At 62.6% G+C, this 26,349-nt stretch carries 29 protein-coding genes and 1 tRNA gene; 15 read left to right on the top strand and 15 right to left on the bottom strand.

Annotated elements, in window-relative coordinates; genetic code table 11:
- The first annotated feature begins 2 nt into the window (after window positions 1-2).
- Window positions 3-1,007, top strand: a complete 1,005-nt coding sequence (gene rfbB / locus QMK17_RS13145; RefSeq protein WP_283509709.1) for a dTDP-glucose 4,6-dehydratase — start codon at window positions 3-5, stop codon at window positions 1,005-1,007.
- Here rfbB and QMK17_RS13140 read toward each other — a convergent pair.
- The 5 genes from QMK17_RS13140 to QMK17_RS13120 are packed head-to-tail and all read right to left on the bottom strand — an operon-like array spanning window position 1,004 to window position 6,596.
- Window positions 1,004-1,837 carry a glycosyltransferase family 2 protein gene (locus tag QMK17_RS13140; RefSeq protein WP_283509707.1) on the bottom strand — a complete coding sequence of 278 codons (834 nt, stop codon included), beginning with the start codon at window positions 1,835-1,837 and terminating at the stop codon, window positions 1,004-1,006. The two genes, rfbB and QMK17_RS13140, sit on opposite strands and share 4 nt — an antisense overlap.
- Window positions 1,838-2,338 (bottom strand): GtrA family protein, encoded by a 501-nt coding sequence (locus tag QMK17_RS13135; RefSeq protein ID WP_283509705.1) that lies wholly within the window; start codon window positions 2,336-2,338, stop codon window positions 1,838-1,840.
- Between the two features lie 42 nt (window positions 2,339-2,380).
- Window positions 2,381-3,304, bottom strand: a complete 924-nt coding sequence (locus tag QMK17_RS13130; protein WP_283509703.1) for an NAD-dependent epimerase/dehydratase family protein — start codon at window positions 3,302-3,304, stop codon at window positions 2,381-2,383.
- On the bottom strand, window positions 3,301-4,320 hold the full coding sequence (locus QMK17_RS13125) for a glycosyltransferase (RefSeq protein WP_283509701.1): 1,020 nt from the start codon (window positions 4,318-4,320) through the stop codon (window positions 3,301-3,303). Before QMK17_RS13125 ends, QMK17_RS13130 begins: the two co-directional genes overlap by 4 nt.
- Before the next feature lie 11 nt (window positions 4,321-4,331).
- Entirely contained in the window at window positions 4,332-6,596 is a 2,265-nt protein-coding gene (locus QMK17_RS13120) for a hypothetical protein (protein WP_283509699.1), read from the bottom strand.
- A 140-nt stretch (window positions 6,597-6,736) separates the two neighbouring features.
- Between QMK17_RS13120 and QMK17_RS13115 the strand changes: the two genes are divergently transcribed.
- Window positions 6,737-8,578: a glycosyltransferase gene (locus tag QMK17_RS13115; protein ID WP_283509697.1), complete on the top strand. Its 1,842-nt coding sequence runs from the start codon at window positions 6,737-6,739 to the stop codon at window positions 8,576-8,578.
- Between the two features lie 69 nt (window positions 8,579-8,647).
- Here QMK17_RS13115 and QMK17_RS13110 read toward each other — a convergent pair whose 3' ends face one another.
- The 5 genes from QMK17_RS13110 to QMK17_RS13090 are packed head-to-tail and all read right to left on the bottom strand — an operon-like array spanning window position 8,648 to window position 12,772.
- Window positions 8,648-9,502 (bottom strand): TylF/MycF/NovP-related O-methyltransferase, encoded by an 855-nt coding sequence (locus QMK17_RS13110; RefSeq protein ID WP_283509695.1) that lies wholly within the window; start codon window positions 9,500-9,502, stop codon window positions 8,648-8,650.
- A gap of 47 nt (window positions 9,503-9,549) precedes the next feature.
- Window positions 9,550-10,452 (bottom strand): galactofuranosyltransferase GlfT1, encoded by a 903-nt coding sequence (glfT1, locus tag QMK17_RS13105; RefSeq protein WP_283509693.1) that lies wholly within the window; start codon window positions 10,450-10,452, stop codon window positions 9,550-9,552.
- Window positions 10,445-11,242 (bottom strand): galactan export ABC transporter ATP-binding subunit Wzt/RfbE, encoded by a 798-nt coding sequence (gene wzt, locus QMK17_RS13100; protein ID WP_283509692.1) that lies wholly within the window; start codon window positions 11,240-11,242, stop codon window positions 10,445-10,447. Before wzt ends, glfT1 begins: the two co-directional genes overlap by 8 nt.
- A gap of 12 nt (window positions 11,243-11,254) precedes the next feature.
- Complete coding sequence (wzm, locus tag QMK17_RS13095; RefSeq protein WP_283509690.1) at window positions 11,255-12,130, bottom strand: galactan export ABC transporter permease subunit Wzm/RfbD; 876 nt, start codon at window positions 12,128-12,130, stop codon at window positions 11,255-11,257.
- A gap of 54 nt (window positions 12,131-12,184) precedes the next feature.
- Window positions 12,185-12,772: a bacterial proteasome activator family protein gene (locus tag QMK17_RS13090; protein WP_283509688.1), complete on the bottom strand. Its 588-nt coding sequence runs from the start codon at window positions 12,770-12,772 to the stop codon at window positions 12,185-12,187.
- 219 nt (window positions 12,773-12,991) lie between these two features.
- Between QMK17_RS13090 and QMK17_RS13085 the strand changes: the two genes are divergently transcribed.
- The gene (locus QMK17_RS13085; RefSeq protein ID WP_283509686.1) at window positions 12,992-14,197 is read left to right on the top strand and encodes a cysteine desulfurase-like protein; all 1,206 of its coding nucleotides are present in this window, start codon (window positions 12,992-12,994) and stop codon (window positions 14,195-14,197) included.
- A gap of 43 nt (window positions 14,198-14,240) precedes the next feature.
- Here the strand turns inward: QMK17_RS13085 and QMK17_RS13080 are convergent, their stop codons facing one another.
- On the bottom strand, window positions 14,241-15,227 hold the full coding sequence (locus tag QMK17_RS13080) for an NAD(P)H-quinone oxidoreductase (RefSeq protein ID WP_283509684.1): 987 nt from the start codon (window positions 15,225-15,227) through the stop codon (window positions 14,241-14,243).
- A gap of 155 nt (window positions 15,228-15,382) precedes the next feature.
- Window positions 15,383-16,417 (bottom strand): L-glyceraldehyde 3-phosphate reductase, encoded by a 1,035-nt coding sequence (gene mgrA, locus QMK17_RS13075; protein WP_283509683.1) that lies wholly within the window; start codon window positions 16,415-16,417, stop codon window positions 15,383-15,385.
- Between the two features lie 84 nt (window positions 16,418-16,501).
- Between mgrA and QMK17_RS13070 the strand changes: the two genes are divergently transcribed.
- On the top strand, window positions 16,502-16,999 hold the full coding sequence (locus tag QMK17_RS13070; protein ID WP_442972755.1) for a MarR family winged helix-turn-helix transcriptional regulator: 498 nt from the start codon (window positions 16,502-16,504) through the stop codon (window positions 16,997-16,999).
- Window positions 17,000-17,037: 38 nt separating this feature from the next.
- A tRNA-Ser gene (locus QMK17_RS13065) sits at window positions 17,038-17,124 on the top strand.
- A gap of 38 nt (window positions 17,125-17,162) precedes the next feature.
- Here the strand turns inward: QMK17_RS13065 and QMK17_RS13060 are convergent.
- Window positions 17,163-18,305 (bottom strand): tyrosine-type recombinase/integrase, encoded by a 1,143-nt coding sequence (locus tag QMK17_RS13060; RefSeq protein WP_283509680.1) that lies wholly within the window; start codon window positions 18,303-18,305, stop codon window positions 17,163-17,165.
- Window positions 18,305-18,826 carry a helix-turn-helix domain-containing protein gene (locus tag QMK17_RS13055; protein ID WP_283509679.1) on the bottom strand — a complete coding sequence of 174 codons (522 nt, stop codon included), beginning with the start codon at window positions 18,824-18,826 and terminating at the stop codon, window positions 18,305-18,307. Before QMK17_RS13055 ends, QMK17_RS13060 begins: the two co-directional genes overlap by 1 nt.
- A gap of 129 nt (window positions 18,827-18,955) precedes the next feature.
- Between QMK17_RS13055 and QMK17_RS13050 the strand changes: the two genes are divergently transcribed.
- The 7 genes from QMK17_RS13050 (at window position 18,956) to QMK17_RS13020 (ending at window position 22,447) form a co-directional block, all read left to right on the top strand.
- Entirely contained in the window at window positions 18,956-19,186 is a 231-nt protein-coding gene (locus QMK17_RS13050; protein ID WP_283509678.1) for a DNA-binding protein, read from the top strand.
- Window positions 19,186-19,761 carry a hypothetical protein gene (locus tag QMK17_RS13045; RefSeq protein WP_283509676.1) on the top strand — a complete coding sequence of 192 codons (576 nt, stop codon included), beginning with the start codon at window positions 19,186-19,188 and terminating at the stop codon, window positions 19,759-19,761. The genes QMK17_RS13050 and QMK17_RS13045 overlap by 1 nt, the downstream gene beginning before the upstream one ends.
- On the top strand, window positions 19,758-20,624 hold the full coding sequence (locus QMK17_RS13040; RefSeq protein ID WP_283509674.1) for a tyrosine-type recombinase/integrase: 867 nt from the start codon (window positions 19,758-19,760) through the stop codon (window positions 20,622-20,624). The genes QMK17_RS13045 and QMK17_RS13040 overlap by 4 nt, the downstream gene beginning before the upstream one ends.
- Complete coding sequence (locus QMK17_RS13035; RefSeq protein ID WP_283509672.1) at window positions 20,624-20,851, top strand: hypothetical protein; 228 nt, start codon at window positions 20,624-20,626, stop codon at window positions 20,849-20,851. The genes QMK17_RS13040 and QMK17_RS13035 overlap by 1 nt, the downstream gene beginning before the upstream one ends.
- Window positions 20,848-21,621, top strand: a complete 774-nt coding sequence (locus QMK17_RS26480) for a helix-turn-helix domain-containing protein (RefSeq protein ID WP_442972754.1) — start codon at window positions 20,848-20,850, stop codon at window positions 21,619-21,621. Before QMK17_RS13035 ends, QMK17_RS26480 begins: the two co-directional genes overlap by 4 nt.
- Before the next feature lie 200 nt (window positions 21,622-21,821).
- A complete protein-coding gene (locus QMK17_RS13025; RefSeq protein ID WP_283509670.1) occupies window positions 21,822-21,989 on the top strand; it encodes a hypothetical protein in 168 nt (55 codons plus the stop codon).
- Between the two features lie 140 nt (window positions 21,990-22,129).
- On the top strand, window positions 22,130-22,447 hold the full coding sequence (locus tag QMK17_RS13020) for an HNH endonuclease signature motif containing protein (RefSeq protein ID WP_283509669.1): 318 nt from the start codon (window positions 22,130-22,132) through the stop codon (window positions 22,445-22,447).
- 5 nt (window positions 22,448-22,452) lie between these two features.
- On the opposite strand, the gene QMK17_RS13015 is transcribed toward QMK17_RS13020, so the two are convergent.
- Window positions 22,453-22,743: a hypothetical protein gene (locus QMK17_RS13015; RefSeq protein WP_283509667.1), complete on the bottom strand. Its 291-nt coding sequence runs from the start codon at window positions 22,741-22,743 to the stop codon at window positions 22,453-22,455.
- Between the two features lie 147 nt (window positions 22,744-22,890).
- On the opposite strand from QMK17_RS13015, the gene QMK17_RS13010 reads away from it, so the two are divergent.
- The 3 genes from QMK17_RS13010 to QMK17_RS13000 all read left to right on the top strand — a co-directional run bounded on the left by QMK17_RS13010 (window position 22,891) and on the right by QMK17_RS13000 (window position 26,282).
- Window positions 22,891-23,274: a hypothetical protein gene (locus tag QMK17_RS13010; RefSeq protein WP_283509666.1), complete on the top strand. Its 384-nt coding sequence runs from the start codon at window positions 22,891-22,893 to the stop codon at window positions 23,272-23,274.
- A gap of 244 nt (window positions 23,275-23,518) precedes the next feature.
- Window positions 23,519-24,730 (top strand): phage major capsid protein, encoded by a 1,212-nt coding sequence (locus tag QMK17_RS13005; RefSeq protein ID WP_283509665.1) that lies wholly within the window; start codon window positions 23,519-23,521, stop codon window positions 24,728-24,730.
- Window positions 24,731-25,058: 328 nt separating this feature from the next.
- Complete coding sequence (locus QMK17_RS13000) at window positions 25,059-26,282, top strand: Fic family protein (RefSeq protein WP_336620148.1); 1,224 nt, start codon at window positions 25,059-25,061, stop codon at window positions 26,280-26,282.
- The last annotated feature ends 67 nt before the right edge of the window (window positions 26,283-26,349 follow it).

Here is a 26,349-nt window from a genome sequence, read left to right as displayed (position 1 = left end):
CCATGAAATTGCTCGTGACCGGGGGTGCCGGTTTCATCGGCGCGAACTTCGTCCATCTGACCGCAGCCCAGCGCCTCGACGTCGAGATCACTGTCCTCGACAAGCTCACCTACGCCGGCAACCGCGCTTCGCTCGATCCGGTCGCGGACAAGATCGAGTTCGTCGAAGGGGATGTCGCCGACCAGGCCCTGGTCGACCGCCTCGTGAAAGGCACCGACCTCGTCGTCCATTTCGCCGCCGAGTCCCACAACGACAACAGCCTCGCCAACCCGTGGCCTTTCGTTCACACCAATGTCATCGGCACGACGACGCTGCTCCAGGCCGTCCGCGAGCACGCTGTGCGCTATCACCACATCTCTACCGACGAGGTCTACGGCGACCTCGAGCTCGACGACCCGGCGCGGTTCACCGAGAACACTCCGTACAACCCGTCGAGCCCGTATTCCTCCACCAAAGCCTCGAGCGATTTGCTCGTACGTGCGTGGGCCAGAAGCTTCGGCGTCAGAGCCACCATCTCGAACTGCTCTAACAACTACGGGCCCTACCAGCACGTCGAGAAGTTCATCCCGCGTCAAATCACCAACGTGCTGAGCGGGCTGCGCCCCAAGCTCTACGGAGCAGGACAGAACGTGCGGGACTGGATCCACGTCGACGATCACAACAGTGCCGTCTGGACCATCATCGACAAGGGCACATTGGGGGAGACCTACCTGATCGGCGCCGACGGCGAGAAGAACAACCGCGCGGTCCTCGAGACCATCCTCGAAGAAACCGGCCAAGCAGCGGATGCGTTCGACTTCGTCACCGACCGCCCCGGCCACGATCTGCGTTATGCCATCGACAGCACGAAGCTTCGCACCGAACTGGGCTGGACACCGACCTACGTCGACTTCCGCAGCGGACTCAAAGCAACCGTCGATTGGTACCGCGACAACGAAAATTGGTGGCGACCGCAGAAGGATGCCACCGAGACGATCTACGCGGCAACGGAGTCGGTGCTGCCCTAACTCTTGGACATGCGGTGGCGTAGCAAGATATAGACTGCGCGACGCATGAAGGAAGTTGCCAGCGCTTTTACGTTACCCAGTCGAATATCGTTGCGAGAGAGCAAGCCCGGGGCCGCCGCGCCCAACGTTCGGTGAAAATCAGCGGCTTGACGGGCTTGCTGCGTCGCCAGTTCCACGCTCCACTGACCGGCGCTGATTCGGAATGACGCCAGCGGTTCCGGGATGGCGACGACATCGCCGTGCAAAGCGACGCCGATGAAGGTGGCTTGGTCGATCAGATACGGGTGGGAGTTGTCCCACAGGCCGATCTTTTCCAGCACGGCGCGCTTCATCAACACGCATCCTGGCTCACCGAAGATGTTGGCACCGGCCCGAACCGCGGTTCGGGCCGCCACTGTGCCCGCGACGAGACCGGAAAGCCCCCCAAGGCCACGGGCCGCGATTACGGTCTTACCGTTTGCGTCGATGAGTGTGCGTTGTGAGGCGACCAACACCGCCGACGGATGGTCGTCGAATGCCGCGACCTGGGTTGCCAGGGACGAGGGGAAGATCGTGTCGTCACCGCAGACCAATTTGACGAGGTCTCCGGTTGCTTCGGCGGTGACGCGATCCCAGTTCCTCTTTGCGCCGCCGCCGGATTCGGTCGTCAGGACTCGGATGCGTGGGTCGTCGTACTTCTCGATTACGGCCATCGTTCCGTCCTTGGACGAATGGTCCGCGATGATCAGTTCGAAATCGGTGAACGACTGCCCCAGAATCGATTCGATCGTCTCGCCGATGTATTCGGCGTTGTTGTACGCCGGTACGACGATGGACACGCGCGGAGTCATTCACTTGCCTTTCATGGGTGTCGACGGATCCGTGGATGCGGACCGACGAAACGAGAAGTCGCGATAACCGAAGAAGCTGACGCCCGCGGTGAACAGGGTGATCACCAATTGGGACGGGATTGGAGTGAATCCCAGAATCGAGACTGCCACGGTCATCAGCGCGAGATTGATTACGAAAGCCCCGGAATTGACGACAACGAATCGCCAAAAGTCTCGGAAGATGCGCCCACGGACCCGGAACACAAGGTAGCGGTTGGTACAGAAGGCGGTGACAACGTTGCACAAATATCCGAAGACGATCGCGGCGTGGTAGCCGAGCTGCTCCCCGACGGTGAGCTGCCAGGCGACAAACCATGCGGTGCCCAGCACAGTGTTGAAGCCGCCGACCAGGATGAACGCGACTCCTTGGTTGCCGATCAGTCTCATCAACGGGCCAGTGGGCTGTGCGTCGACGATGGCCTGATTCCCTGGCGCTGGGTCTGGTGTCTCGTCGTCCTGCATGACCATAGTGTTTCAGCCGAACGCAACCTTTCAAAACCGCGGTCAGGCGTGGCCCGCCAGCAGTGCTCGTCTCGTCGATTCGAGCGTCGACGAGATGCCCGCCGGAAGCGTCCGGTGAGATCTTCGATCGATTTCCGGCCACACGACGGACCGGAGCCGCAGATCCCGACCTTGCATGGCCGATAGCGGCGATGCAGCCTGCACGACGAGAGGTCGACGACGAAACACCGACCGGCAGGCACCGAGGATCGCTCCGATGGTGACTGCATTTCCGGAGGCGTAGATCTTCGTGATCGGTCCAGCTCGTTTTTCGGCGGCAACGTCCAAGGTATCCGCCACCATTTCGGCCGCGTCGCTCACGTAGAGGTAGTCCCTCAACGTGTCGACCGGAACATAAATCGACACTGGTGAAGCGAGAAGATATCCGCGGCACAGATGCGAGATCAGTCCTTGCGGCTTGGACAGGTTCTGGCCTGGCCCGTATAGATTGGCGAACCGTCCGACGATTACCGAGGATCCGGTGCGTTCTCCGAATTCGGTCACCAGGTCCTCAGCCCGTAGCTTGGCAGCGCCGTAATCACCCAACGGGGAGGTCTCGCTCGTTTCGTCGTGCGGCGCATTCGGTGTGCCGGCGTACACTCCACCGGCCGAGGACGCGTGAAATACGGTCAAGGACAGCGCATGACGTTCGAGTTCGGCGAGCGCGTGAGCAAACAGTGCGTTCTCACGGTCGAACGATGCACGAGGGGTTCCGTTGACACCAGCACCTGCGCACCACACCACATTCACTGGCGTCGACGACATGGTCGCCAGTGCGGCTATATGGTCGGTGATTACTATTCGAGCGGCGGACTCGTCGAGCCAGGGGACGTTGACCGAAACGAGGTCGTGGCCGCGGCGCAGTAGTTCCGTGGTGACAGCCCGGCCCAGTAGGCCCCCACCGCCTACGACCCACGAAATAGTCATTCGTCTGGTTCGTCCGGCAAGCGTCGAGCGCGCCCCAAGGGACCAGCGGCCGGGTCTCCGACTATCAGGTATGGAGGTTTGCCCATGGCGGTCTTGACGTTGACTCCGACATATTCGGCGACGACGCCGAGCGAGAACAGAGATGCGCCGAAGCCGAACAGGAGCACCACCATGGTCGACGCCCACCCGCGGACTTCCGTGTCCGGGTCGAAAAATGCGTATGTGACCAACAGATAGGCCACGAGTACAAGCCCGAGTAGCGCGAAGACCATTCCCAGCACGCTGACCAGACGAAGTCCCTTGGTTCCGCTGGAGAGCACCATGCGCCAGAAATGCGACAGCAGGGTGCGCAGGTTGTATCCGGATCGTCGACCCTGCTCTTCGCGCAGTGTGACCGGACTGGTGGTCACCGAGCCCGCGATCCAACCGAGCGCGACGTCGAGGTATGCCTCGGATCCGGCATACGCCGCAACTGATCGGCCCACCTCGCCGACGACCATACGGAAACTGCTGTACTGGACGGTGTTCTCGCCGGACAAGGCCTTCGCGATCAACCACTTCGAGCTCTTGCTGGTCGCATTGCGCCACAACCCGTGCGGCGCGGCATTGACGCCACGGCCGTAAACGACGGTTGCCTGGTCGTCGAGCGCTGTGTCGAGCAATCCGCCGATGGCGGCCGGGTCGTGCTGACCGTCCTCGTCCATCGTGACGATCCACTCGCCGCCGCTCGATGCCATCCCGGCCAGAGTGGCCGGGTGCTGTCCGAAGTTGCGGCTGAGCCAAATACCTCGAACGAACGAGTGTTTCTCCACCAGCTCGCGGATGACGGCAGCCGACCCGTCGGGTCCGTGATCGAAGACCAACAGCACTTCCTCGACCACTGCTGGTCGGCGGCCAGGCGTGACGAAGGGCAGCGTAAGCGCCTCGAGTTCCTCCATCAACGGTCCCAGAGTTCTTTCCCCCTGGTAGACCGGGACGATTACCGAGATCCGGTGAGGTGTCTTCACGTCTGTCACGATTTACGACCTTATATGTCGCCGGACTTTCCGCGTTCCGACGCGGCGGCGTCCGCCTCGGCAGCCGGTGCAGCGGCTGGGTCGGCGGAAACAATTTCGACGCGTCGACGCCGACGGATGTCGAGACCGATCAGAACCACCAGGATCACCAATCCGCCGCCCATCGCGGCGAGCCCGATACGGAAGCCAGGCGGGCGGAACTGTATTTCAAGGTCGGCATCGGTGGTGCCGGCGGGCACGTCGACGTACAGGAACGTGTCACCCAGGCCCTTGGTCTGCAGCGGCTCACCGTTCAGCATCGCGGTGTATCCGGGCCACGCCAGCCGGGCGAAGACCACGCTGCCACCGGTCGGCGACGACACGCGCATCGACTCGTTCACCGCTGACGATGCCACGGGCTCGACGGTCGCATCGACGGTCGCCGATACAGTGCCGTTCTGGAGCGAGACGTACCCGTTGTCGCGTTCGAGAACGGCGACCTGGTCGGACTGCGGCTCGTCGACGTCGACCCAGCGCCACCCGGGGGACACGGGGAGCTGACGCCACTCGGGGTACTGAGCCTTCTGGACCACCACACGGTCCAGCAGCATCAGGTCGGCGGAGGTGCGACCTGTGTAGACGTCGGGACGGAACAGGTTGCTGTACGCGTCCGAGCAGGTGCTTCCTTCGTATGCGACGCACAGAAGCGAACTGAAGGCTTGATGGCCGACTGGTGTGTAGGCACTTACGTAGTTCAGGTCCAGCACTTTCGCGTAGTTGCCGTATGCCTGAGCACGCCACCGATCGACGAGATCGTTCTCGGTGCGCTCGGTCAGGACTCGGCTACCCAGCTGCAGGGTCGTGCCAGTCCAATCCGGGAAACCGGCTTTCGCCTCGCTCTGGCTAGTCGGAAAATGCCACTGGGTGAGAACCTTCGGATAGCTGTGTATCTGGTACAGCGCTACTGGAATGACGCTGATCATCAGCAGAGCTGCAGTGGCCTGGACGCCCCACCTACGGACGACCAGGATGAGCAGTCCTCCCGCCGTCAGGACGAGTACGGCGGCCAGGACGTGTCGTCCGGCGAGCTGTGGTCCGGACGACAGGGCACGAACGAACAGAACGCCGACGAGGATGGCGGCGGCCGTCAGGCGTCCTCGAAGCGACCGCAGAGTTCCGTAGCGGCTCATCAAAACCGCGAGGCCGACCAGCAGGACGCATGCGACGAACGGCAGAAGGCGCGCCGGCCAGCGAATCGGGCCGATGTCGCTAGGGCCCGCCGTGTACAGCAGTAGCGCGCCTAGCAGAATCGCCGGTCCGCTCAGCTCGCGCATTCCCGAGGAGACCCTTCGCCAGTCCACGAAGGCAAGCATCGGAACGCAGAACCATGCGATGTAGGTGACAGGTGCCATCGTGGTTTCGCCGCCCCACGACTCCATGCTGCTCACGGCAGTGGGAAGGCTGGCACTGAACGTCTCCGACCACGGCACCACGAGAAAGTTGTCGTTGAGTGTGCCCTCGGCACCTGATCGCCAGGTGACGCCGGACGTCAATACACCGGGAAGAAAGGTGATCGCACCGCACATCGCCGCCGCTACCGACACCGCGGCGAGCTTCGCGACCGGAAGCAGCTGCCGCGAGTAGATGTACTCGCCGATCATCACTGCACCGGCGGCGACACCTGCCATCAAGGCTGCGTGGACGTACCCGACGCTGATAGCGAGATAGAGGAAGACGAACACCGGCACCGGTCCGGATTTTCCGCGGACGTACCGGACTGCGCTCGCCCACGCCTGAATGACCCACGCCATCCCGATCAGGGAGGTGACCCAGGAGGGCTGTTCGAAGAATAGGGTGAATCCACTGAAGGGCACTGCCGCGGCGGCCACCGCAGCCCAGACCGGGCGCGCGCCGTATTCCAAAGCGACACGGTAAACACCGAGCGCCAGCACGACAGCGAACCCGATTTTGACGATTGCGGCGTACAACGCCATGTTGTCGACGGAGGGGGCCAGAAAATTTATCCCCATCTGAACGGGATTCCAGAGCCCACCCTGGCCCTCGACTGGATAGTTTCCGGCCATCCACTGCGTGGTGACGAGAGGTAGGAACTGGCCTTCGCGCATCAACCGGCCGAGGGCCAGCCAGTTTCCGACCGCGCCGGATTCGGTGTCGTCGAGATAGAAATACCTGTGGTCGCTGAGGAAGATGAGGGCCATTCCCAGCAGCACCACCGCGGAGGAAGCGAGCCCCCACGTCCACCGATCGAATCGGGTGGGTGTTGTGGCGGCGATCATCGAACTCCATCGTTGAGTGGCTGCGAATCGTTGCGCCCTCGCGCGTCGGCGCGTCCCCGCGCTCCAGGTTGTTATCGTAGGTCACAGCCTATGAGGTGCGAGACGCACGCCCTTTCGATCAGCCAGGAGTTGTTACCTCGATGCATTCGATCGCGCCCGCACATTCGCTCACGACCGGTACCGAGTCGTTGGTACTTCAGCGCGGCGTGTTCGTCAGCACGTCACCCCGCGTCAATCCGGACCTATACCTGCAGGTCGAGAGGGGTATCGCGGAGCGGGACCGCCACACGGTGTCCCTGTCGAAGAATGCCTTCGCGCACACCAATACATACTTCGGGCGATTCGCGGCGTCGTACTGGCAGCGCTGGACCACCGTCGACGCTGTAACGGTCTCGGCTCACGTTGCGACTACCGGGCGCGTCCGAGTCCGGGTTCTGGCATCGGACATCGCCGGACATCGTCGCATCGTCGCCGTCGAAGAAACGCGATCCGACGCGCGCATCGTCTTCCAGGTGCCACTCGACAAGTTTGTCGACGGCGGAGCGTTGTGGCTCGAATTCGAGACTTTCGGAAGCTCGGCCGTCGTCGGCGAGATGGAGTGGACCGTCCCGAACTCGGCGCCCCGCCGCCCCGCCGCCATCGCCATCTGCACTTTCAATAGAGCTCAGGATTGTGCCCACACCGTGGCAGCGCTGGCATCGGACCCGGTGGTACTGGACTTGATCGAATCCGTCCACGTCGTCGATCAGGGTACCGATCTCGTCTGCGATCAACCGGAATTCACCGCGACCTCGGACATCATGGGAGACAAGCTCGTCTACATCCGTCAGCCGAATCTCGGTGGGGCCGGTGGGTTTACACGCGGTCTGTACGAGGTCACCGCATCCAGGTCCGGGGTCGACGTCATTTTGATGGACGACGATATTCTCTGTGAGCCGGAATCAGTTCTGCGACTGAGCGCATTCGCCAATGTCACCGTCGAACCGACGCTCGTCGGCGCTCAGATGCTGTTCCTTCTCAATCCTGATTACCTCAACGTCGGCGCCGAAGAGGTCGATCTGAGTCGCCTGCAGCACGGACGGGCGGTCCAAAAAGCGTTGTCCAACAAGAGCATGTTGAAGAAGAATCAGGAGCGACGTGTCGACGCCGGCTACAACGCCTGGTGGACCTGTCTCATTCCGTCGGAGGTGGTGGACCAGATCGGGCTTCCGCTCCCGATGTTCTTCCAGTGGGACGACGTCGAGTACGGAGTTCGCGCGAAGCGCAGCGGCTTCCCGACGGTCACGCTGCCCAACGCCGCGGTTTGGCATGCCGACTTCTACTGGAAGGATTTCGACGATTGGGCTCGGTACTTCAGTACCCGAAACTCGCTGGTGGTCGGCTCCCTCCACAGCGATCTTGACACCTCCGTGTTGTCGCGGCAGTTCCTGCGCCAGATCGCCGAATACGTGGTCGGAATGCAGTACGGGTTGGCTCACACCACGTTGAATGGAATCGAGGACTGGCTGTCCGGGCCTGCGCACCTTTCCGACGGAGGCGTAAAAGCATTGGCCACTATTCGCGCGGAGCGCAAGGACTATCCGGAAACAATCATGCATCCGGCATCGACGGCACCGGTGGACTCGGCGAATATCCGTGTCGAGCGCGCGGGCGGCGAACCGAGCGCAATGCGCCTTGTTCTCGTCAAGCGTGTGGTGGATCAGTGGCGCGGGCGAACGATCGGCGGCCTGGTCGGTGTGACCAGGGAAGACGCTCACTGGTGGCACATCGCCAGATTCGATCACGTCGTTGTCACCGACGCTTCTCAGGGCGGAGTCCGAATTCGGACGCGCGACAAAGCCCGTGGAATTGCACTGATGATCCGCACGATTAAGGTTGTGCGACGACTTCGCCGCGAGGCGCCGGATCTGCAGCAGCAGTACCGGCGCGCCGCGGGAGATCTGATCACGCGCGAAAACTGGGCGAGGCTCTACGGAATTTAGGGCGACTTCGTCGCACGTGAGTGGAAATACGTTCCAGAGGACGTACTTTCACTCACATGCGCGAAGCGCTCACAGCGACGGCGCCTTCCGGATCCGCACGACGACCTGCTCGTTGTCGGCGGTGTACCCGAGATAATCGAACTCGGTACCCGTGCGCCCGACGAACTCGGTCCATGCGCGGTACTCGTGATTGCGCCAACCGGGGAAGTTGAAGTACTCGTCGAACACGATCACTGTTCCCACCGCGAGGCGATCCGCGACCAGGTCCAACACCGTGACGGTCGACGAGTACAGATCGGCGTCGAGGTGCAGGAACGCCAGCTTGTCCGTCCGGCTCTTCAGGAACTCCGGGAGTGACTCCTCGAACAGACCAGGCACAATTTCGGCACCGGGGATCTCCGGGACGCTCTCCTGCTCGAAGACACCCCTCGGGAACCCGGTCCGCCACGTCTCGGGAAGCCCGGAGAAGACGTCGAACCCGGCGACTGTGGAGATGTCCTTCTTCGACGCCATTTCCTCGGCGATGATCTCGAGCGTCGTCCCACTGGCGACGCCGAACTCGAGTGCCATTCCCGGCACGGACACCTCACCGAGAGCGAATCTCAGCGTGGCATGCGGACGAAGGAAGGTCGGCGCCTTCGGCATGACCTCTTCGGCGAACTCGGCGCTCTGCGCGGCAGCTTCGACATCGGACGCGTACGGAATATCGCGTCGCATACGCATTTCCAGGCCGCGGATGAACGCGTGCAGGTCGTCGATCTCGCGACGTTGACGGTCGAGGATCTCCAGCAGCTTGGCTTGCTGGTCGCCGGTTTGTTCCGCGAGTTGCGCGGTCTGCTTGTCCAGAACCTCACCGATTGCGCGTTGCAACTTCTCTCGCGCCGAATGCCGAATTCGATCCGTCAGCTTCCGAGGTTCCGTCATGGGCACACGGTAGCGGAGGTCGATGTCGGGCGTATCGACAGGCAGCGTTAGTGCCGACGAAAGTGCTCTCGGCGGCCCAGTCGGCGGAGACGGAACCACTCGGCCAAACCCTTGGGGTTGTGAGTGGTCACCAGGAAGAACCAGCTGAACCGAATCCATTCCTGCGGCAACAGCTTCCGCATGCCTGGCTGGGACATCAGGTAGCCGCGGTTGCGGTAGGTGAAGTAGCGCTTGGTCGCGTCCTCCGGGTACTGCGTGTGCATGCGTCCACCGAGAATCGGCTTGAACTCCTCGGCGCCGTTCGGATGCACGTACGCGGTGGTGAGGCAGGTGCCGAACTTCAGACCGGAGCGCTGCAACCGTCGGTGCACCTCGACCTCGTCGCCGCGCACGAACAGGCGAAGGTCCGGAACGCCCACGGCGTCGATGGTCGATGCCTTGAACAGCGCACCGTTGAACAGAGACGCGATTCCTTCGAGCAGATCGTCGTCGGGATTGCGCGGATCGATCAGCTCGGAGCGCAGCCGGCGCCACTCGACACCTCGTCGCAGCGGGAAGGCCAATCGGTCGGGGTCGTCGATGTCGCACACCACGGGGGAGACCTCGTCGAGTCCGTGTTTCAGCGCGCAGTCGTACAGAGTTTTCAGGACGTCCGGACCCTCGGGCCTACCGTCGTCGTCGGCGAGAAAGACCCAGTCGGCGCCGAGTGAGAGCGCGTACAGAATTCCGAGTGCAAAACCGCCTGCGCCGCCCAGGTTGTGATGTGACCCAAGATAGGTCGTCGGAATGTCCGCGGACTCGACCAGTTCGCGGACCGCGTCCTCGTGGGCGTTGTCGACGACGACGAGGTGGTCTAGCGGGCGGCTCTGATGGGTGATGACGTCGAGCGACTGCGCGAGGAGTTCACGACGCTTGTGCGTCACGATCACTCCGATGATCACCTCAGGCACTGTCGCGCTCGAGTTCCTTCAGGATTGTCGCCACGTGATCGCCCGCGTCGTTGCCCTCGTAAGCACGGACGACATCCTCGATGCCGCCTTCCTGACGGATCTGGCCGTGGTCGATCCACATCGCTCGGTCACACAGTTGCGCGAGAAACTCGTTCGAGTGGCTGGCGAACACGAGGATGCCGGAGCGCTTCACCAGCTCCTGCAGGCGAATGCGTGCTTTCTTCATGAACTCGGCATCGACGGCGCCGATGCCCTCGTCGAGCAGCAGGATCTCAGGATCGATGCTGGTGACGACGCCCATGGCGACGCGTACGCGCATGCCCGTCGAGTAGGTCCGAAGCGGCATGTCGAGGTAGTCGCCGAGTTCGGTGAAGTCGGCGATCTCGTCCATCTTCGCCATCATCTGCTTGCGGGTCTGACCGAGGAACAGTCCGCGGATGATGATGTTCTCGTAGCCGGAGATCTCTGGGTCCATACCGACGCCCAGATCGAACACCGGCGCGACGCGGCCGCGGACCGAGGCACTGCCGCGGGTGGGCTCGTAGATGCCGGACAGCAGCCGCAGCAGTGTCGACTTGCCCGCACCGTTGTGGCCGACGAGGCCGACGCGGTCCCCGTCCTTCAAGTTCATCGTGATGTCGCGGAGGGCTTCGACGACGACGACGTCGGAGGTGTTTCGGTCGATCGCTCCGCCTGCCTTGCCGAGGAAAGCCTTCTTCAGAGAGCGCGTTTTGGCGTCGAAGACTGGGAAGTCGACGCACGCGTTGTGAGTGCTGATGCTGATTGACATGTAGTTGAGCCCCTAAACCCAGTAGGGCACGCGTGCCCGGTACTTCTTGAGAGCGAGGATCGTCAGTAGCCAGCCGACGACCGTGCAGCCGATCACGATGTACCAGTGGTACAGCTCCTGCGGCTCACCGATCATCGGGGCGCGCACGATGTCGAGGTAGTGGAACAGCGGGTTGATCTCCACGAGACGAGCACGCTCGGCTGCTTGTCCGCCTTGGTTCAGCAGACCCTGGGTTGTCCAGACGATCGGAGTCATGAAGAACAGCAGCGTCACCATCGAGCCCAGGATCGGTGCGATGTCCCGGTAACGCGTGGCGATGATGCCGAACAGCAGCGCGACCCACACCGCGTTGACGATGAGGAGCGCGAAGGCAGGCACCGCGGCCAGATCGGACCACGAGAACGACGGCCGGAAAATTGCAATGATGATGAAGTAGACGATCAGGTTGTGCCCGAACAGCAGCACCTGGCGCCACACCAACCGATACACGTGCACCGACAACGCCGACGGCAACTGTTTGATCAGTCCCTCGTTCGCGACGAAGACGTCCCCGCCTTCGAGTATCGCGGCACTGATGAAGTTCCAGATGATGAGGCCGACCGCGACGTGGGGCAGGAACGACTGGAGATCTACATCCAGCAGCACTGAGTACAGCAAGCCCATGGCGGTGGCTTGCACTGCAGTGGCGATGGTGATCCAGAACGGACCGATGACCGACCGGCGGTAGCGCTGCTTGATGTCCTGCCAACCGAGGTGGAGCCACAGTTCCCGCTGGCTGAACCCGGTCCCGAGATCCCCGAAGGCGCGCTTGTAGGTCTGCGAGTCCGAAACGGGAACGGTCACGCGCTCTCCTGCTTCGCTCTCGGGGTTCTTCGCTGGGGCTGACACGTCGGTCGACCTTACCCGGTCCCATTGGGTCATTCCGCAGGCTCCACTCCTGGCCTACAGGTATTGGCCGGTACCGCTGCCGCCTGTGGGGCCTGCGCCGTGTGTATCGAGACTCACTCCAGGAGGTAACGCGCCTTGCCGCATTTGTTCGAGCTGAGCCCGCGCAGCCATTTGCTGGGCGAACATGGCCGTCTGGATGCCGTGGAACAATCCTTCGAGCCACCCGACGAGCTGAGCCTGTGCGATTCGCAACTCGGCGTCCGACGGAACGGAGTCGTCACCGAACGGGAGCACGAGCCGTTCGAGTTCTTCGACCAGCTCGGGTGCCAGTCCCTGCTCGAGCTCACGAATCGACGACTGATGGATTTCTCTCAATCGTGTCCGGCTTGCATCGTCGAGCGGTGCTGCGCGTACTTCTTCGAGAAGCTGCTTGATCATCGTGCCGATACGCATCACCTTTGCGGGCTGCTCGACCATCTCCGACAGCGGAGGCTCGGAATTTTCCGGCGCCGCGGTCTCGGCTGCGCGGGCCGCCGCGGCGGTTGCTTCCTCGCGGCTCAATGCGAGAGGCTGTCCGTTGGGGCCGATCACAACGACGTGGTCGCCGGCTTCGGGGTTCGAGTTCGAGTCCGAATGCGTCATACCGCCATCCTTGCGCGTCCAGTGACATTGCGCGACGAGCGGGGCGGATTATCCTGTTCATGGGTCGGTGCGAGCGGCGAATCGTGCGACGAGCTGGCCCGATCATCATCGTTCGCGGGACCGTAGGAGGACTGGACATAGTGCCCCAGAGCAGTGACATCGACATGAATAAGGGATGTGGAACACACGCTCACGAAATCGACGCTTAGAGTGTCCGGCATGGGGTACGACGTCGCACGGGTAAGAGGGTCCATTCCCTCATTGGGCGACGGCTGGATTCATCTCGATCCGCAGAACGGTATGCAGATCCCCGACCGTGTGTCGACCGCCGTGTCGACAGCGTTTCGCGGAAGTGCTTCAACTCACACTTCAGGGCACATGTCGTCGAGGCGAAGTGCTGGGCTTCTCGAAGCCGCACGGCAAGCCATCGCCGATCTCGTCGGCGGTGATCCGGCAGGAGTGGTGCTCGGACCGGACCGCGCGACGATGTTGGCGTGGCTCGCGGAGTCGATGTCCTCGCGCTTGGGCCTGGGGACCGGTCTTGTGCTCTCGCGGCTCGACGAGGAAGCCAACGTTGCCCCCTGGTTGCGGATCGCCAACCGTTACGGCGCTCAGGTCCGCTGGGCCGAGGTCGAAATCGACACCTGCGAACTTCCGAGTTGGCAGTTCGAAGAACTCATCACGACGACGACGCGCTTGGTCGCAATGACGGCCGCGTCGCCCATCGTCGGATCTGCCCCCGATGTGCGGGTTGCTGCGGACCGTGTCCACGCTGTCGGCGGACTCATCGTCGTGGACGCCGCAGGAGCCGCTCCCTACGCGCATGTCGACATCGAGGAACTCGGCGCCGACGTCGTGGCGGTCAATGCATCGGCATGGGGTGGCCCGCAGGTGGGCGCTCTGGTGTTCCGCGATCCTGAGCTGCTCGACAAAATCCCGTCGATGTCGCTCAATCCGTTTGCGAAGGGTGCCGAGCGTCTCGAGGTTGCTGGCCATCAGTACGCGCTTCTGGCGGGCGTGGTGTCCTCGATCGACTACCTGTCCAACCTCGACGAGTCGGCGACGGGTACGCGGCGCGAGCGTCTGCAGCTGTCCATCGGATCGCTGCAGGACTACCACGACAGACTGTTCGACTACCTGATGCGTTCGTTGGAGAAACTCGACCACGTGATGGTGCTCGGCGCAGCACCGAGCCGTATCCCGACGCTGAGCTTCACCGTCGAGAACACCGCGGCCGAGAAGGTCTCCGAGCATCTTGCGCAGAACCGGATCGGTACCGTCGCTGGAATCCACAGTGGAAGCAGGCTGCTCGACGCCCTCGGCGTCAACGACGAGGGTGGTGCCGTGACCATCGGTCTTGCGCCTTACACGACGCGTTATGAGATCGATCAGCTCGTGAAGGCGCTCGCTTCGCTCGCCATGTGAGCGGAAATACGTCCCAGGCGACGTATTTCCACTCACATAGGTACTACTGAACGCGGAGAATTACCTTCCCGATCGCATCGGCGTCGAGCAGTCGATGTGCTTCTGCCGCTTCGGTTATCGGTAGTTCGGCGTGAATGATGGGGGTGACGACGCCTTCTTCGATCATCGGCCACAGACGGCGAGTCATGTCTGCGACGATGTCCGCTTTGCTCGACCGCCCTGTCTCCGGCCGGCCTCGGAGCCCTGCGGCGTGGAGGGTGCCGCGCTTGGCGAGCAGTGCGCTGAAGTTCAGCTCACCCTTGACTCCGCCCTGCATTCCGATGGTGATGAGTGTGCCGTCCATCGCCAGCGCATTCACATTGCGCTCCAGGTACTTTGCGCCCATGTTGTCGAGGATCAGATCCGCACCGTGGCCGTCTGTCTCCCCGCGGAGGGCCTCGACGAAGTCCTGCTCCTTGTAGTCGATGAGGATGTCCGCGCCCAGCGAGGCGCAGAAATCGAGCTTCGCCTTGGAACCGGCCGTTACGGCGACCGTTGCGCCGAATGCTTTACCGACCTGTATCGCGTGGGTGCCGATGCCACTTCCGCCGCCGTGAATCAGGACCACGTGGCCCGACCGCATCCCGCCGTACATCACGAGGTTCGACCAGACCGTCGACGCCACCTCCGGGAGTGCCGCTGCAGCATGGAGATCCAGCACGCCGGGGACAGGGAACAGTTGAGCGGACGGCACCGCGACCTGCTCTGCGTAGCCGCCGCCTGCGAGTAGTGCGCACACTCGGTCGCCGACGTTCCAGCCGTGTACGCCCTCGCCGAGTTCGGAGATGATGCCCGAACATTCCAGGCCAAGCGTCTCGCTGGCGCCAGGAGGTGGGGGATAGAAGCCTTGACGCTGCATCAGATCAGCGCGGTTGACGGCCGTCGCGGCGACGTCGACGATGACCTGTCCTCGCGCCGGGCGAGGATCTGGCACCTCGGTCCACTGCATGACGTCGGGGGTTCCGAACTCTGTCAGAGTGATTGCGTGCATTTTTCCACCTTAGGTGCCTCAGGCACCCGTGCGTGATGAGGTACGTTCCTGCGTCACCGAACACGCACGGGCGCGAAGCACCTTAGGTGCCTCAGGCACCCGTGCGTGATGAGGTACGTTCCTGCGTCACCGAACACGCACGGGCGCGAAGCGCACTAGATATCCCAAAGATTGATCCCGAAATCTTTCGCGTGCTCGTCGATTCGGTTCAACTCGTCTTCGCTGAACTCCAGGTTCTCCAGTGCTCCGACGTTGTTCTCCAACTGCCGGACACTCGAGGCGCCGATGAGTACGGACGTCACCCGCGGATCACGCAATGCCCAAGCCAGTGCCAGCTGCGCCAGCGATTGGCCGCGAGAGGACGCAATGTCGTTCAGGGCCCGAAGATGGGACACATGCTCGTCCGTGAACCAGTCGGGATTCAGGGACTTCCCCTGTGTCGCGCGGGAGCCGTCGGGAATGCCGTTCAGGTATTTGTCGGTGAGCATGCCCTGCGCGAGCGGTGAGAACGCGATGACGCCCGCACCAACTTTCTCCACAGTGTCCAGCAAGCCTTCTTCGATCCAGCGGTTCACCATCGAGTAGCTCGGCTGGTGAATCAGCAGAGGCACACCGGCGGCCGTCAACAGGTCCGCCATCTTGGCGGTGTTACCCGGTGTGTACGAGCTGATGCCCACGTACATCGCCTTGCCCTGCTGCACTGCGCTGATGAGAGCGCCCGCGGTTTCTTCGAGCGGGGTGTCGTTGTCGGGACGGTGACTGTAGAAGATGTCGACGTAGTCGAGGCCCATCCGCTGGAGCGACTGATCCAGCGACGACAGCAGGTACTTCCGTGATCCGCCGAAGCCGTAGGGCCCAGGCCACATGTCCCATCCGGCCTTGCTGGAGATGACCAGTTCGTCGCGGTACCCGGCAAAGTCCTCGCGCAGGATCCGTCCGAAGTTCTTCTCGGCACTTCCATACGGAGGGCCGTAGTTGTTGGCCAGGTCGAAGTGTGTAATTCCCAGGTCGAACGCACGACGCAGCACCGCCCGCTGGGTGTCGAGGGGCGCATCGTCGCCGAAGTTGTGCCACAGACCGAGCGAGATCGCAGGCAGCTTCAGCCCGCTGTTTCCAGTGCGGCGGTACTGCATCGAATCGTAGCGATCCGGGGATGCGAGGTACGGGGGATCGATATGGGGTTCGGACATGCGTTCAGCGTATTCTTCGCGGCCGAACCGGACATAGAGGGCCGCGAGATACTCATCGGTACGATAATTGCCTAATATGGTCGGGTGACAGCGGAACGAGACTTTGGTCCAGGGGGGGACCCGCAGTGGCTCGATGCTGCGGAAATGAGAGCGTGGCGCTCCTATGTCGATGGCGCCCAACGACTGATGGGGGTACTAAACAAGGATCTACAGGATGCGCACGATTTGACGATGGCTGAATACCGCATCCTGGTGATGCTGTCGGAAGCTCCGGACGGATCACGGCGCATGAGTGAACTCGCCGATGGTGTCCTGTCTTCGCGTAGTCGTCTCACCCATCAGATCCGCAGGATGGAAGCCGACGGCATGGTCGAACGAAACAACTGCGTCGACGACGGAAGAGGCGTTCTCGCCGTCATCACCGACGAGGGCACGCGTCGTTTGGAGGACGCCGCGCCGACGCATGTCAACAGCGTCCGCGCGCATTTGGTCGACCTACTGACGGCCAAGGAGCTGTCGGTGCTGGGAGATATCTTCGAGAAGGTCGATGCAGCCATGGGGAGCTCGTCCGACAAGGGGTGATTCGACCCCAGGTGCAGCGACCGTTTACTATTTCTGACGGAAGCGTGGCAGAGCGGCCCAATGCACTCGCCTTGAAAGCGAGAGACGTGTAAAAGCGTCCGGGGGTTCAAATCCCTCCGCTTCCGCGTGTAGACAAGGCCCTGATCTCACCGAGAGGTGCAGGTCAGGGCCTTTTCTCTGCCGTGACGACGACGGCGGGTGTGCCGTCTGGCCACGTTTTGGCCACAGATCGAGCCGATACAGCCCGATCGAGGGCGGCCGCAACAGCGTCGAGATCGTCGTCGAACAGGTCCGCGTAGACGTCGAGCGTCATCGCAGCGGAGGCATGACCGAGCATCCGCTGTAGCGCCTTCACGTTGACGCCCGCACTGATCGCCAGGCTCGCCGCGGTGTGCCGCAGATCGTGCGGAGTGAGCCGAGGTACCCCAGACTTCGCGACGGCACGTGTGAACCATCCTGTCGACGACACCGAGCGCCGGAGGTACTCACCACCACGGCCAGCGAACACCAGATCGTCGCGGCCCTTGCCCTCACACTCCCGCGCCAGCTCCTCCACCAGAAAGGCAGGCACCGGGACCGCACGTGACTTGTGCGACTTCGGAGTGCCGACGTGGATCTGTTGCTCGACCTGAACCGCGTTGTCGACGACGTTCAACCGCCGGCGGAGCAGATCAAGGTGACGGACTCGCAGTCCGATCGCCTCACCCCACCGAACGCCGCAGTACGACAGGACGAGGACCAACACCCGGTGCTGACCGGCTGCAGCAGCGAGCAGCTCGACGTCGTCGTGCGATAAGTAGACATGGGTCTTGCGCTGCTTCCGCGGGAGGTTCTCGACGCCGCGGGCGGGATTCTTCGCGAGCCGCTTAGCTTTCACTGCCGAGTCGAGCACGCCGGCGAGTACTCCGTACGCGCGAATCACGACAGTCGCGCCCTTGCCGGCGCGGCCCAGATCGGCGATCCACCGCTCGACCGAATCGAGGGTGATGTCGGCGAGCTGCACTGAGCCCCACCTCGGTTGGACGTGGACACGCCAGGCCGTTTCGATCGACTTGAATGCCGATGGTTTGAGGTCAGTTTCTTTGCGCTGCAACCAATTCGGGCCGAACTCGGAGACAGTGATTCGGCCGAGTTTTGGGGGCACGTACTCGCCGCGCATCATCTCGACCTCGACGGTGACGGCGAAGTCCTGAGCCTGCCGCTTCGTCGCGAATCCACGCTTCTGCGTCGACCGCCGCTCGGGTGTGCGATACCGGACGCGCCACCGCTTGCCGGCCGCCGTGTCGTAGCTCTCGACGGTGGCCATCAGTCGTCCGCGGGTTCGACAGCCCGACCCACGGCATCGTTTCGACGCTCACGGACACGCTTGCTTGCGACCCGCGGAACCGCTACCGGGTTCTCGTTCACCTCGCCGGCTTGCTGGCGCTCTTCGGCGATCCGGAAGTCAATCGGGTTGGAGTCCCGCGCGTACATCGCGTGCTCGACGACCCCTCCGCCGTCGAGAAGTTGGCTGCCCTGTGCCCAGTGCCAAATGCGCTGCGCCTTGTACTCGGTGCCCTTCGGGGTGAGCGCACTGTCGTCGGTGGGGAGGAGTATGGCCAACGGGGACACGTCCAGTGAAATAGCCAGTGCCACAAGGTCATCAGTGTCAATTCGCCTCGATCTGCTCTCGATTCTGGACAGTCCGAGAGTGGCAATCGGCCGGCCCAGCTCGTCGAGTCGCCGGCTGAGTTCGGCGAACGACAAACCGCGTGCTTCGCGCAACCGCTTGAGGTTGCTCGCCGCCGTACTACCAATCGGACCGAGGGGGTTCTTTTGTTCCGCCATGACACCCAGCATGGCACATCAAAGTGATGCTGCGTCCAGTCGTCTTGACTGGATCTCATTCTACTGTGATAGTGATGCGACACGGCATCGAAGTGATGCGAGGACCGATCGAAACCGAAAGGTAGACGAATGAAGGAAGCACGCACCACGGAGGTTCGGTCACCCTTGGCCACGCCCGAGGAAGCAGCGGAGTTCCTGCGAACAACCAAACAGAAGTTGGCTGAGGACCGATACCGAGGCGTCGGCCCGCGATTCGTCCGGCACGGCTCTCGCCGGATCCTCTACTCCTGGGATGAGCTGCACCGATACGTCGAAGCCAACACGTTCCAGCGCACCGATGATCGACCGGTCGCTATCTGATGCCGCTCACACCTGACCCCTATGAAAATGCCCCCGATGCCGGCAAGGGCATCGAGGGCAACGAGACCTGCACCAACACTCACGAAGGAACCGAACTCATGACGAATGATATCGCTACCGCGCTCGCCGCACTGCTGACAATGCTCACGGCTTACAACCGCGAGAAGTTCGAACAGGTCACAGGCGGATGGAAGCTGGCTCGCCAGTACGAATACGCCACGCTGATGCTCGAAGGCCAGAAAGTCGTCGACCATGCAGCCAAGGCCGAGGCGGCCTGTCCTGTCAGGGGCGACGACCAGCCAGCTTGGCACAACGGCGAGCTCGAGCAGTTCACGACGATCCTGTGCGAGAGCGGCCGACCCTTGCGCGAATGGGTCCAAGCAGTCGAATCGCCCGAGGGAACAGCGGTCTGGATCCGTCAGGACGACACGTTCGACGGGTCTACCGTGTGCGCCGGCAAGCCGTTCGTCGTGGTCGAAACCGACGGCGACCAGGCATACGACGCAGACCAGGCCGTCGAGCTCGCCGCAACGCTCACCCGCGCCGCCCAGCTCATCAACGGCGGCCAACTGTGAACACGGCAACCGCCCTGACACTCGTCGCACCGTACGAGGACGACGGACTCGCGACCCTCGAAAAGTACGAGATCTACATGCGCGGTGCAGGACTCGCCGAACGCTCCATCAACGAATCCCTCGCCACTCTCAAGCGCCTCGAAGTGTTCGCCGGCAGACCGGTAGACGAAATCACCACAATCGACGTCTCCCGCTACCTCGGCAGAACCTCGATCGGCGCCAACACCCGCAACACCTACTTCGGACTGCTCCGGCCGTTCTTTCGGTGGCTCGGCAACAACGGAGGACGCGACCTGATGAACGGACTACCGAGACCACGGAAACCCCGCGGCGTCCCGCACCCCGTCTCGAACGACGGACTCATCCGACTCCTCGCCCAACGGATGCACAAACGCACCCACGCCATGATCCTGCTCATGGCACTCGCTGGCCTCCGGGTCCACGAGGTCGCCAAGGTCGCCGGCGAGGACTTCAACCCGATCGCCCGCACCGTCCGCGTCGTCGGCAAAGGTGGCGTCGACGCGACCCTGCCGCTGCACCCACTCCTCGTCGAGCTCTGCTACTCGATGCCCCGCAAGGGCTGGTGGTTCCCCACCAACTCGACGCGCACCGGCCACGTCCTGCCGCGATCGGTAGGAAGCATCGTGAAAATGGTGATGGTCCGAGCTGATATCCCCGGATCCGCACACTCGTTAAGGCATTGGTACGGAACAGCTTTGGTTCAGTCGGGCGTCGACCTGCGCACCACCCAAACTCTGCTGCGGCACGCATCGTTGGCGACGACGCAGATATACACCGAGGTGACCGACGCGAACCGCGAGGCCGCGATCGACCGCCTCGACCCGTTCGGGGGTGTCCGCTGATGTTCGCGACCATCGACGAAATGTCGGACGACCCCGTCACTGTCACCACCGACGGCAACCGCATCCGAGTCCGCTACGGCCGAGGCGTCGCGCTCTCGCTCGATCACGGCGAAGCAGTCGCATTGAGCCTGCAACTCGTCTCCCTGCTCGGTGGCATGGGCGCACACATCACGTTCGCCGACCAGTCGCGCAATGGGCAAGGGAACGGTGGTGATCGGCAAGCATGACCGACTCGACCCGTTTCGCGTGGCGCCGGATGGTGGTGCGCGACCCGCACCTCACCGACGCCACGCGACGTGTCCTGCTCGAACTCGAATCGTATGCAAACCCCGACGGATCAAACGCTCGACCCGGTGTCCAACGCATCGCCGAACAGCTTGGCAGCGGTGACCGACACGTCTCGGAAAAGACTGTTAGACGGGCGCTCGCGAACGGCGTCGAACGCGGGTTCATCCAGTGCGTCTCGAAGGGGCACGGCGGTCGGGGACACAGCGCCGCCGATGTCTACCGGCTCGTTCTGGCTCCGGTTTCGGTGGACACCCAGATGTCCGGTGAAACACCGGCGATCAGTGGACACCCAGATGTCCACCGAAACGAGAATCTCAGTGGACATTCTGAGGACTTCAGTGGACATTTGGCGCCGATCAGTGGACACCCAGATGTCCACCTACCAGTTCATTACACCAGTTCACTTACACCAGATCATTCTCCTCACCTAAGTAACGCGCACCCGCGAGACCAAAGCAGGAATTCTCCGAGGGAAGGAACGGAGATCTCCGAACCCACGCCCTCCGGGCGGTTCCTCGCGGGCCCGCAATCACCAATCGAATGGATCGAAGAAGCAGTCCACGGACTCTCTGCAGAGGAGCTCGAGCTCGCCTGTCAACTTATCGACGAGCACGGCACGAACAAGTACGCGACCGCTCAACGGATCCGCGACGACCGAGAACAAAAACGCGCCCGACGACTCGTCGGCACGCAGAAAGGCACCCAATGAAAGACCGCTACAGCGAGGTAGTTCGATCTCGACACCGACGCACACAAGGGTCGGACTCAGACTCCTACCCTTCACGACCCGGACTGCCGTCGCGGCTGGCTCGGTGTCGACGACGACGGCCGGCCAGTCCCATGCCTCACCTGCCGGCCACACCTCGCCAAAACAGCCAACGTCAACGACTGCGCACCAGACAGGACCGCATGAAGATCAGCGCAATCCCCAAAGCCAAAGTCAGCTACCGCCGCTCAGGAACCCACCGCATCGCCCTGCGCGTCGCAGGGTTCACCCTCGCGCTCAGCATCCCCGAAGCAACAACCCTCGCCGATCAACTCGTCGACGCCGCCGAGCAAGCCGACAACCATGGTTGAGCGAGGCAAGGCACGCGCCTGCATCACCGCGCACTGCACCAACGGCACCCACCACGAGACACGCCGCTGCACCCAATGCCGACGCATCCAGCGAGAGATCAACGAGCACATCGCAGCACAGGACGAACGACGGGACCGCCATGCCTAGCGCACCACCCCGCATCTGCCCACGCTGCCGAGGAAAGATCACCGGCCCACGCTGCACCACCTGCCACCAACCCTGGCAAGGCTCAGCCTGGACCGGGGGCAGCACCCGACGCTGGCGCAAGGTCCGCGCCGAGCAGCTCGCCCGCCACCCCATCTGCCAAGCACCCAACTGCACACACCTCGCACGCGAAGTCGACCACATCAAGAACCGAACGGCCGGCGGCTACCTCTACGACCCGGCCAACCTGCAATCCCTCTGCACGCCACACCACGACGAGAAAACCAAAGCGGAAGCACAGGCCGCCCGATGACGCGACTAGAGACCGATGGTGTTCAGCGGCCGATCACCGTCGAGACCTGTCAGGCGTGCCTCCAAGTCCCCGACAACCTCGATCAACCGCGGCAACGTGAACAGCACAACGTCCGTGGTATTCACCTGCTCCGCCTTGATCGCGTTCACGAGCTCGCGACGCACCCTTTCAGTCTTCTGCGCACGCCCGTCAATAGGCCACTCCTCGACAAGCTCTACAAGCTTCTCCCGCACATCGGGCGCGTCCGTCGTCGCGGCCTTGTAAGCAGCGAGCTTGTCGTCGATCGAATCCGTCATCGAAACCTCCTCGTTTGGTTCGGCACTTTGCCAAGTCAGAGGGTAAGCCCCCAACCAGCGACAGGGAGGGGGCGTCGCCATCGCCAGCCGACCAGCCAGCGGACACCGACTCGGTGGCTCTCCGCGTGCGCGCTCAGGTTGGGGTGCATGGGGGCTATCTCGCCCGCCGGGGTGCCTGACCTACTCAAAATTCTGCTCGGACACGAGTCCGAGCAGCACGAAATTCACGCGGAACGAGAGGAAATCACGACCATGACCGATCGACACGACACCGAGGGCGCGGACTTCGAGCAGATCCGCAACGTCGACATTGGCCGCGCGGCCCGGATGGCGCTGGCGTCTCAGAATCATGACGGCCCCGGTATGGAGCTCGTGCTCCGCGAGGCGTCCACTGAAGACGAGGGGCTTGCTCGACTGATCTCGGCGCTCGCGGCGCAGGGCGGGTCACTGGCGGCGCGTCTATCGCCGAATGACGTTGCCGCGCCACTGCTACGGCTCGTCGACACATCCATGCGCTACTCTGAAAGCTGAGTGAGGGCGAGTAGGTGCATCGTCCGCGAAGCCGCTGGAAGTCGAAGCGCCGCCAGCGATGCGCCTGCCGCGTTCTCAGTCACCGTGTTCCGAATGATGGTCCGCGAGTTGTGGTCCGCGAAGTCGCCGGTAGTCGAGGCGGCCGCCGGCCGTAGTCAACCGCCAGCCTGCCGTCGAGCCGGTTGACCCCCCACAGTTCCTGCGTGCAATCCTGTTGCAGCGCAACATCATCGAGGACCCACAAATGACTCTGAAAGAACGCCTGGAAAAGGCTCTCTCGCGCAAGGCCGAGCTGCAGAAGATCGGCGGCGAGCGGGATTTCACTGAATCCGAGCTCAAGGAAGCCAACGATCTCGTAGACGAGCTCCGAGCGGCTCGAACTGCGGCCGAGAAGAACCGAGAGATCGCCGACAAGCTCAAGAGCATCAACGCGGACAACGACGACGACCCGGACGACGACGACCCGGACGACGACGACCCGGACGACGACGACGGGCACCGGATCCCGCTCGGCGGGAAGAACCTCAAAAAGGGTTACCTGCCGGTACGCGGTAAGAGCGTCGAGCGACTCGCCAACCGCATTGCCAAGCAGGTCCAGGCAAACGGACGCAAGGCGTTGGACAGCAACACGATCACGCCGATCACGCTCGACACGAACCCAATTCCGCTCGACAGGCCTGCCGGTCGGTTGCTGAATCTGATGCCCGTTGTCCAGCGTGGCGTACCGCGGTTCGAGTGGCTACAGCAGACTGTCCGGGAGAACAACGCGAAGATCGTCGCACCGGGCGCAGTCAAGCCGACATCGAACTACGACGTCGAGGCCCGCGGCGGCAAGCTCCGCGTTCTCGCGCACACGTCGTCGCCGTTCGACAAGTATCTGCTGGCTGACTCGCCGTGGCTCGGCCAATTTATCGGCGACGAGCTCCTCTACGGCCTGTACGCCGAGCTCGAACGCCAGATCATCGCTGGCACCGGTGACGGCTCCGACGACGCCCTCGAGCTGAAGGGACTTCTCGCGACCACGGGTGTTCGGCAACAGGCGCACGTGATCGACCGACTGACGACGACCCGAAAGGCGGTGACACAGCTCGAGAAGATTGGTGTTACCACCGGCGGCTACTGGGTAATGAGCCCCGACGACTGGGAAGCGCTCGAGCTGGCGCGCACCGCAGACGGGCACCTCGAGCTCGGCAGCCCCGTCAACGTCGCTGCTAAGCAACTGTGGAGCAAGCCCGTCGTGACCGTGCCGGAGCTCGACCTGGGTACAGGATTCCTCGTCGGCACAGACGGTGCGATGAACCTCAGTACCGACTTGCAGGGCGTCGAGACGCTGTGGTTCGCCCAGCACAACGACGACGCGTTCCGTAACCAGCTCCGCGCGCGCTGCGAGGGCCGGTTCGAGCTTGAGGTCACGCTGCCCGGGCACATCGTCAACGTCGACCTGACGGCGGCTTAGGAACTTCGGCGTCAAGCTCGCCCCGGCCGGATCTTGTGTGATCCTTTCTGCCGGCTCGGGGAGGTATGGCCGGCGAGGTGCCCAATTGTCAGACCTCCGGGCACCCAGGACTCGACCAGCGCTGAAATATGAACGCCCCTCGGAAGTCGATCACCCGAGGGGCGTTCTACTGTCATCGGCGGCTACCCGAAGGGTTCGACGTGGCTGACACTCGGCGGGCTGCTGGTCTACTGAGTCAGCGAACCCCCTCGTACGCAGGGCTTTGCAAGCGAAGCCGCGTGTCGCTTGGCCTTTCACGGCCAATAACAACCTAAGTTGTCTTACATAGGTGCAATTACAAGTGAAGTGGCCTTACACTTGGTTTGTGCAGATAGAACTCTTTCGTGACAGCGCCATAGGAAATTTGCGGCAGATCACCGGAACTGACGGACGCAATGGTCGTGAGTACTCACATTGGGCTTTCATAGCGCACCCGCTTGCAGCGGAGCCTGTGCTGTCCGGGGAGACCTGGCGAGTAGTCACGCGTGCGAGTCGGGCGTTGGCGAACCTCGACCAGGCTTCGCGGCAAGTACCAAACCCTCGCCTGCTCCGGCGCCCGACTCTCAGTAGGGAGGCTCAAAGCACCTCCGCCCTCGAAGGCACCTTCGCGCCACTGGACGACGTGCTGGCAGCCGATTCGACGGGAGGCGAGGGTCACGACGCGGCGCTCGAAGAGGTGCTGAACTATTTCATAGCAGCCGACACTGCTTTCGACTATGTCTCGGAGCGCGGAACAATTTCGACGATGCTCATCGAAAACGCGCATCAGCAGTTGGTCGACGGAACAGACTCGGAGACTCGCGACGCCGGTCGTATTCGGCGATGCCAGGTGGCAATCGGGAGTGGCGACGGGTCGGTCGAACGATCGCGTTTTGTTCCAATGCCACCCGGGCCAGAATTGGAAGCTTCGGTGCGGGACTTGTTCACGTGGGTGAACGAGGGCAAGGAGCGCGACCCACTGGTTGCTGCGGCAATGACGCACTATCAGTTCGAAACTCTCCACCCGTTCAACGACGGCAACGGTCGCCTCGGACGTTTGCTGATCGTGTTGCAACTGATGGTTGACGGCTTGCTCAAGGAGCCGTTGCTAAGTGTGTCGCCTTGGTTCGAAGCACGTCGAGCTCAGTATCAAGACGAGTTGGCTCGCGTATCCCAAACCGGCGAATGGGATTCGTGGATCCAATTTTTCAGCTCAGGTGTTGAAGCTTCCGCGATCGACACCGCCAGTCGAGTGAACCTCATGCTCGATGCTCAGCAGGAGTACATCCGACGACTGTCTGACAGCGGCTACCGGGGGGGTGTTGCGCGCGACATCGTAGAGTCTCTGATCGAGTCGCCTATCGTGCGTGTACCCCATTTGGCTAAGCGGTTTGGCAAATCGGCACAGGGGATTGAGACGGCTGTTCAGAAGTTGAAGGCTCTAGACATACTTCGGGGGCCCTACGGTGGAAGCTACCGACGTTTCTATATGGCGTTCGAGATTCACCAGGCGATTTCTTCGACAACGTCCTAAGTGCAGTGGCCACACTTTGGCCACACTTGGCCACGAAACAGCCCGATGCTGGACGAGTCGACAAGAG

It is taken from the genome of Rhodococcus sp. G-MC3 (assembly GCF_030063335.1).
Taxonomy (GTDB): domain Bacteria; phylum Actinomycetota; class Actinomycetes; order Mycobacteriales; family Mycobacteriaceae; genus Rhodococcoides.
Note: the sequence above shows the minus strand (reverse complement) of the source record. Positions and strands in the feature narration are given on the sequence as shown.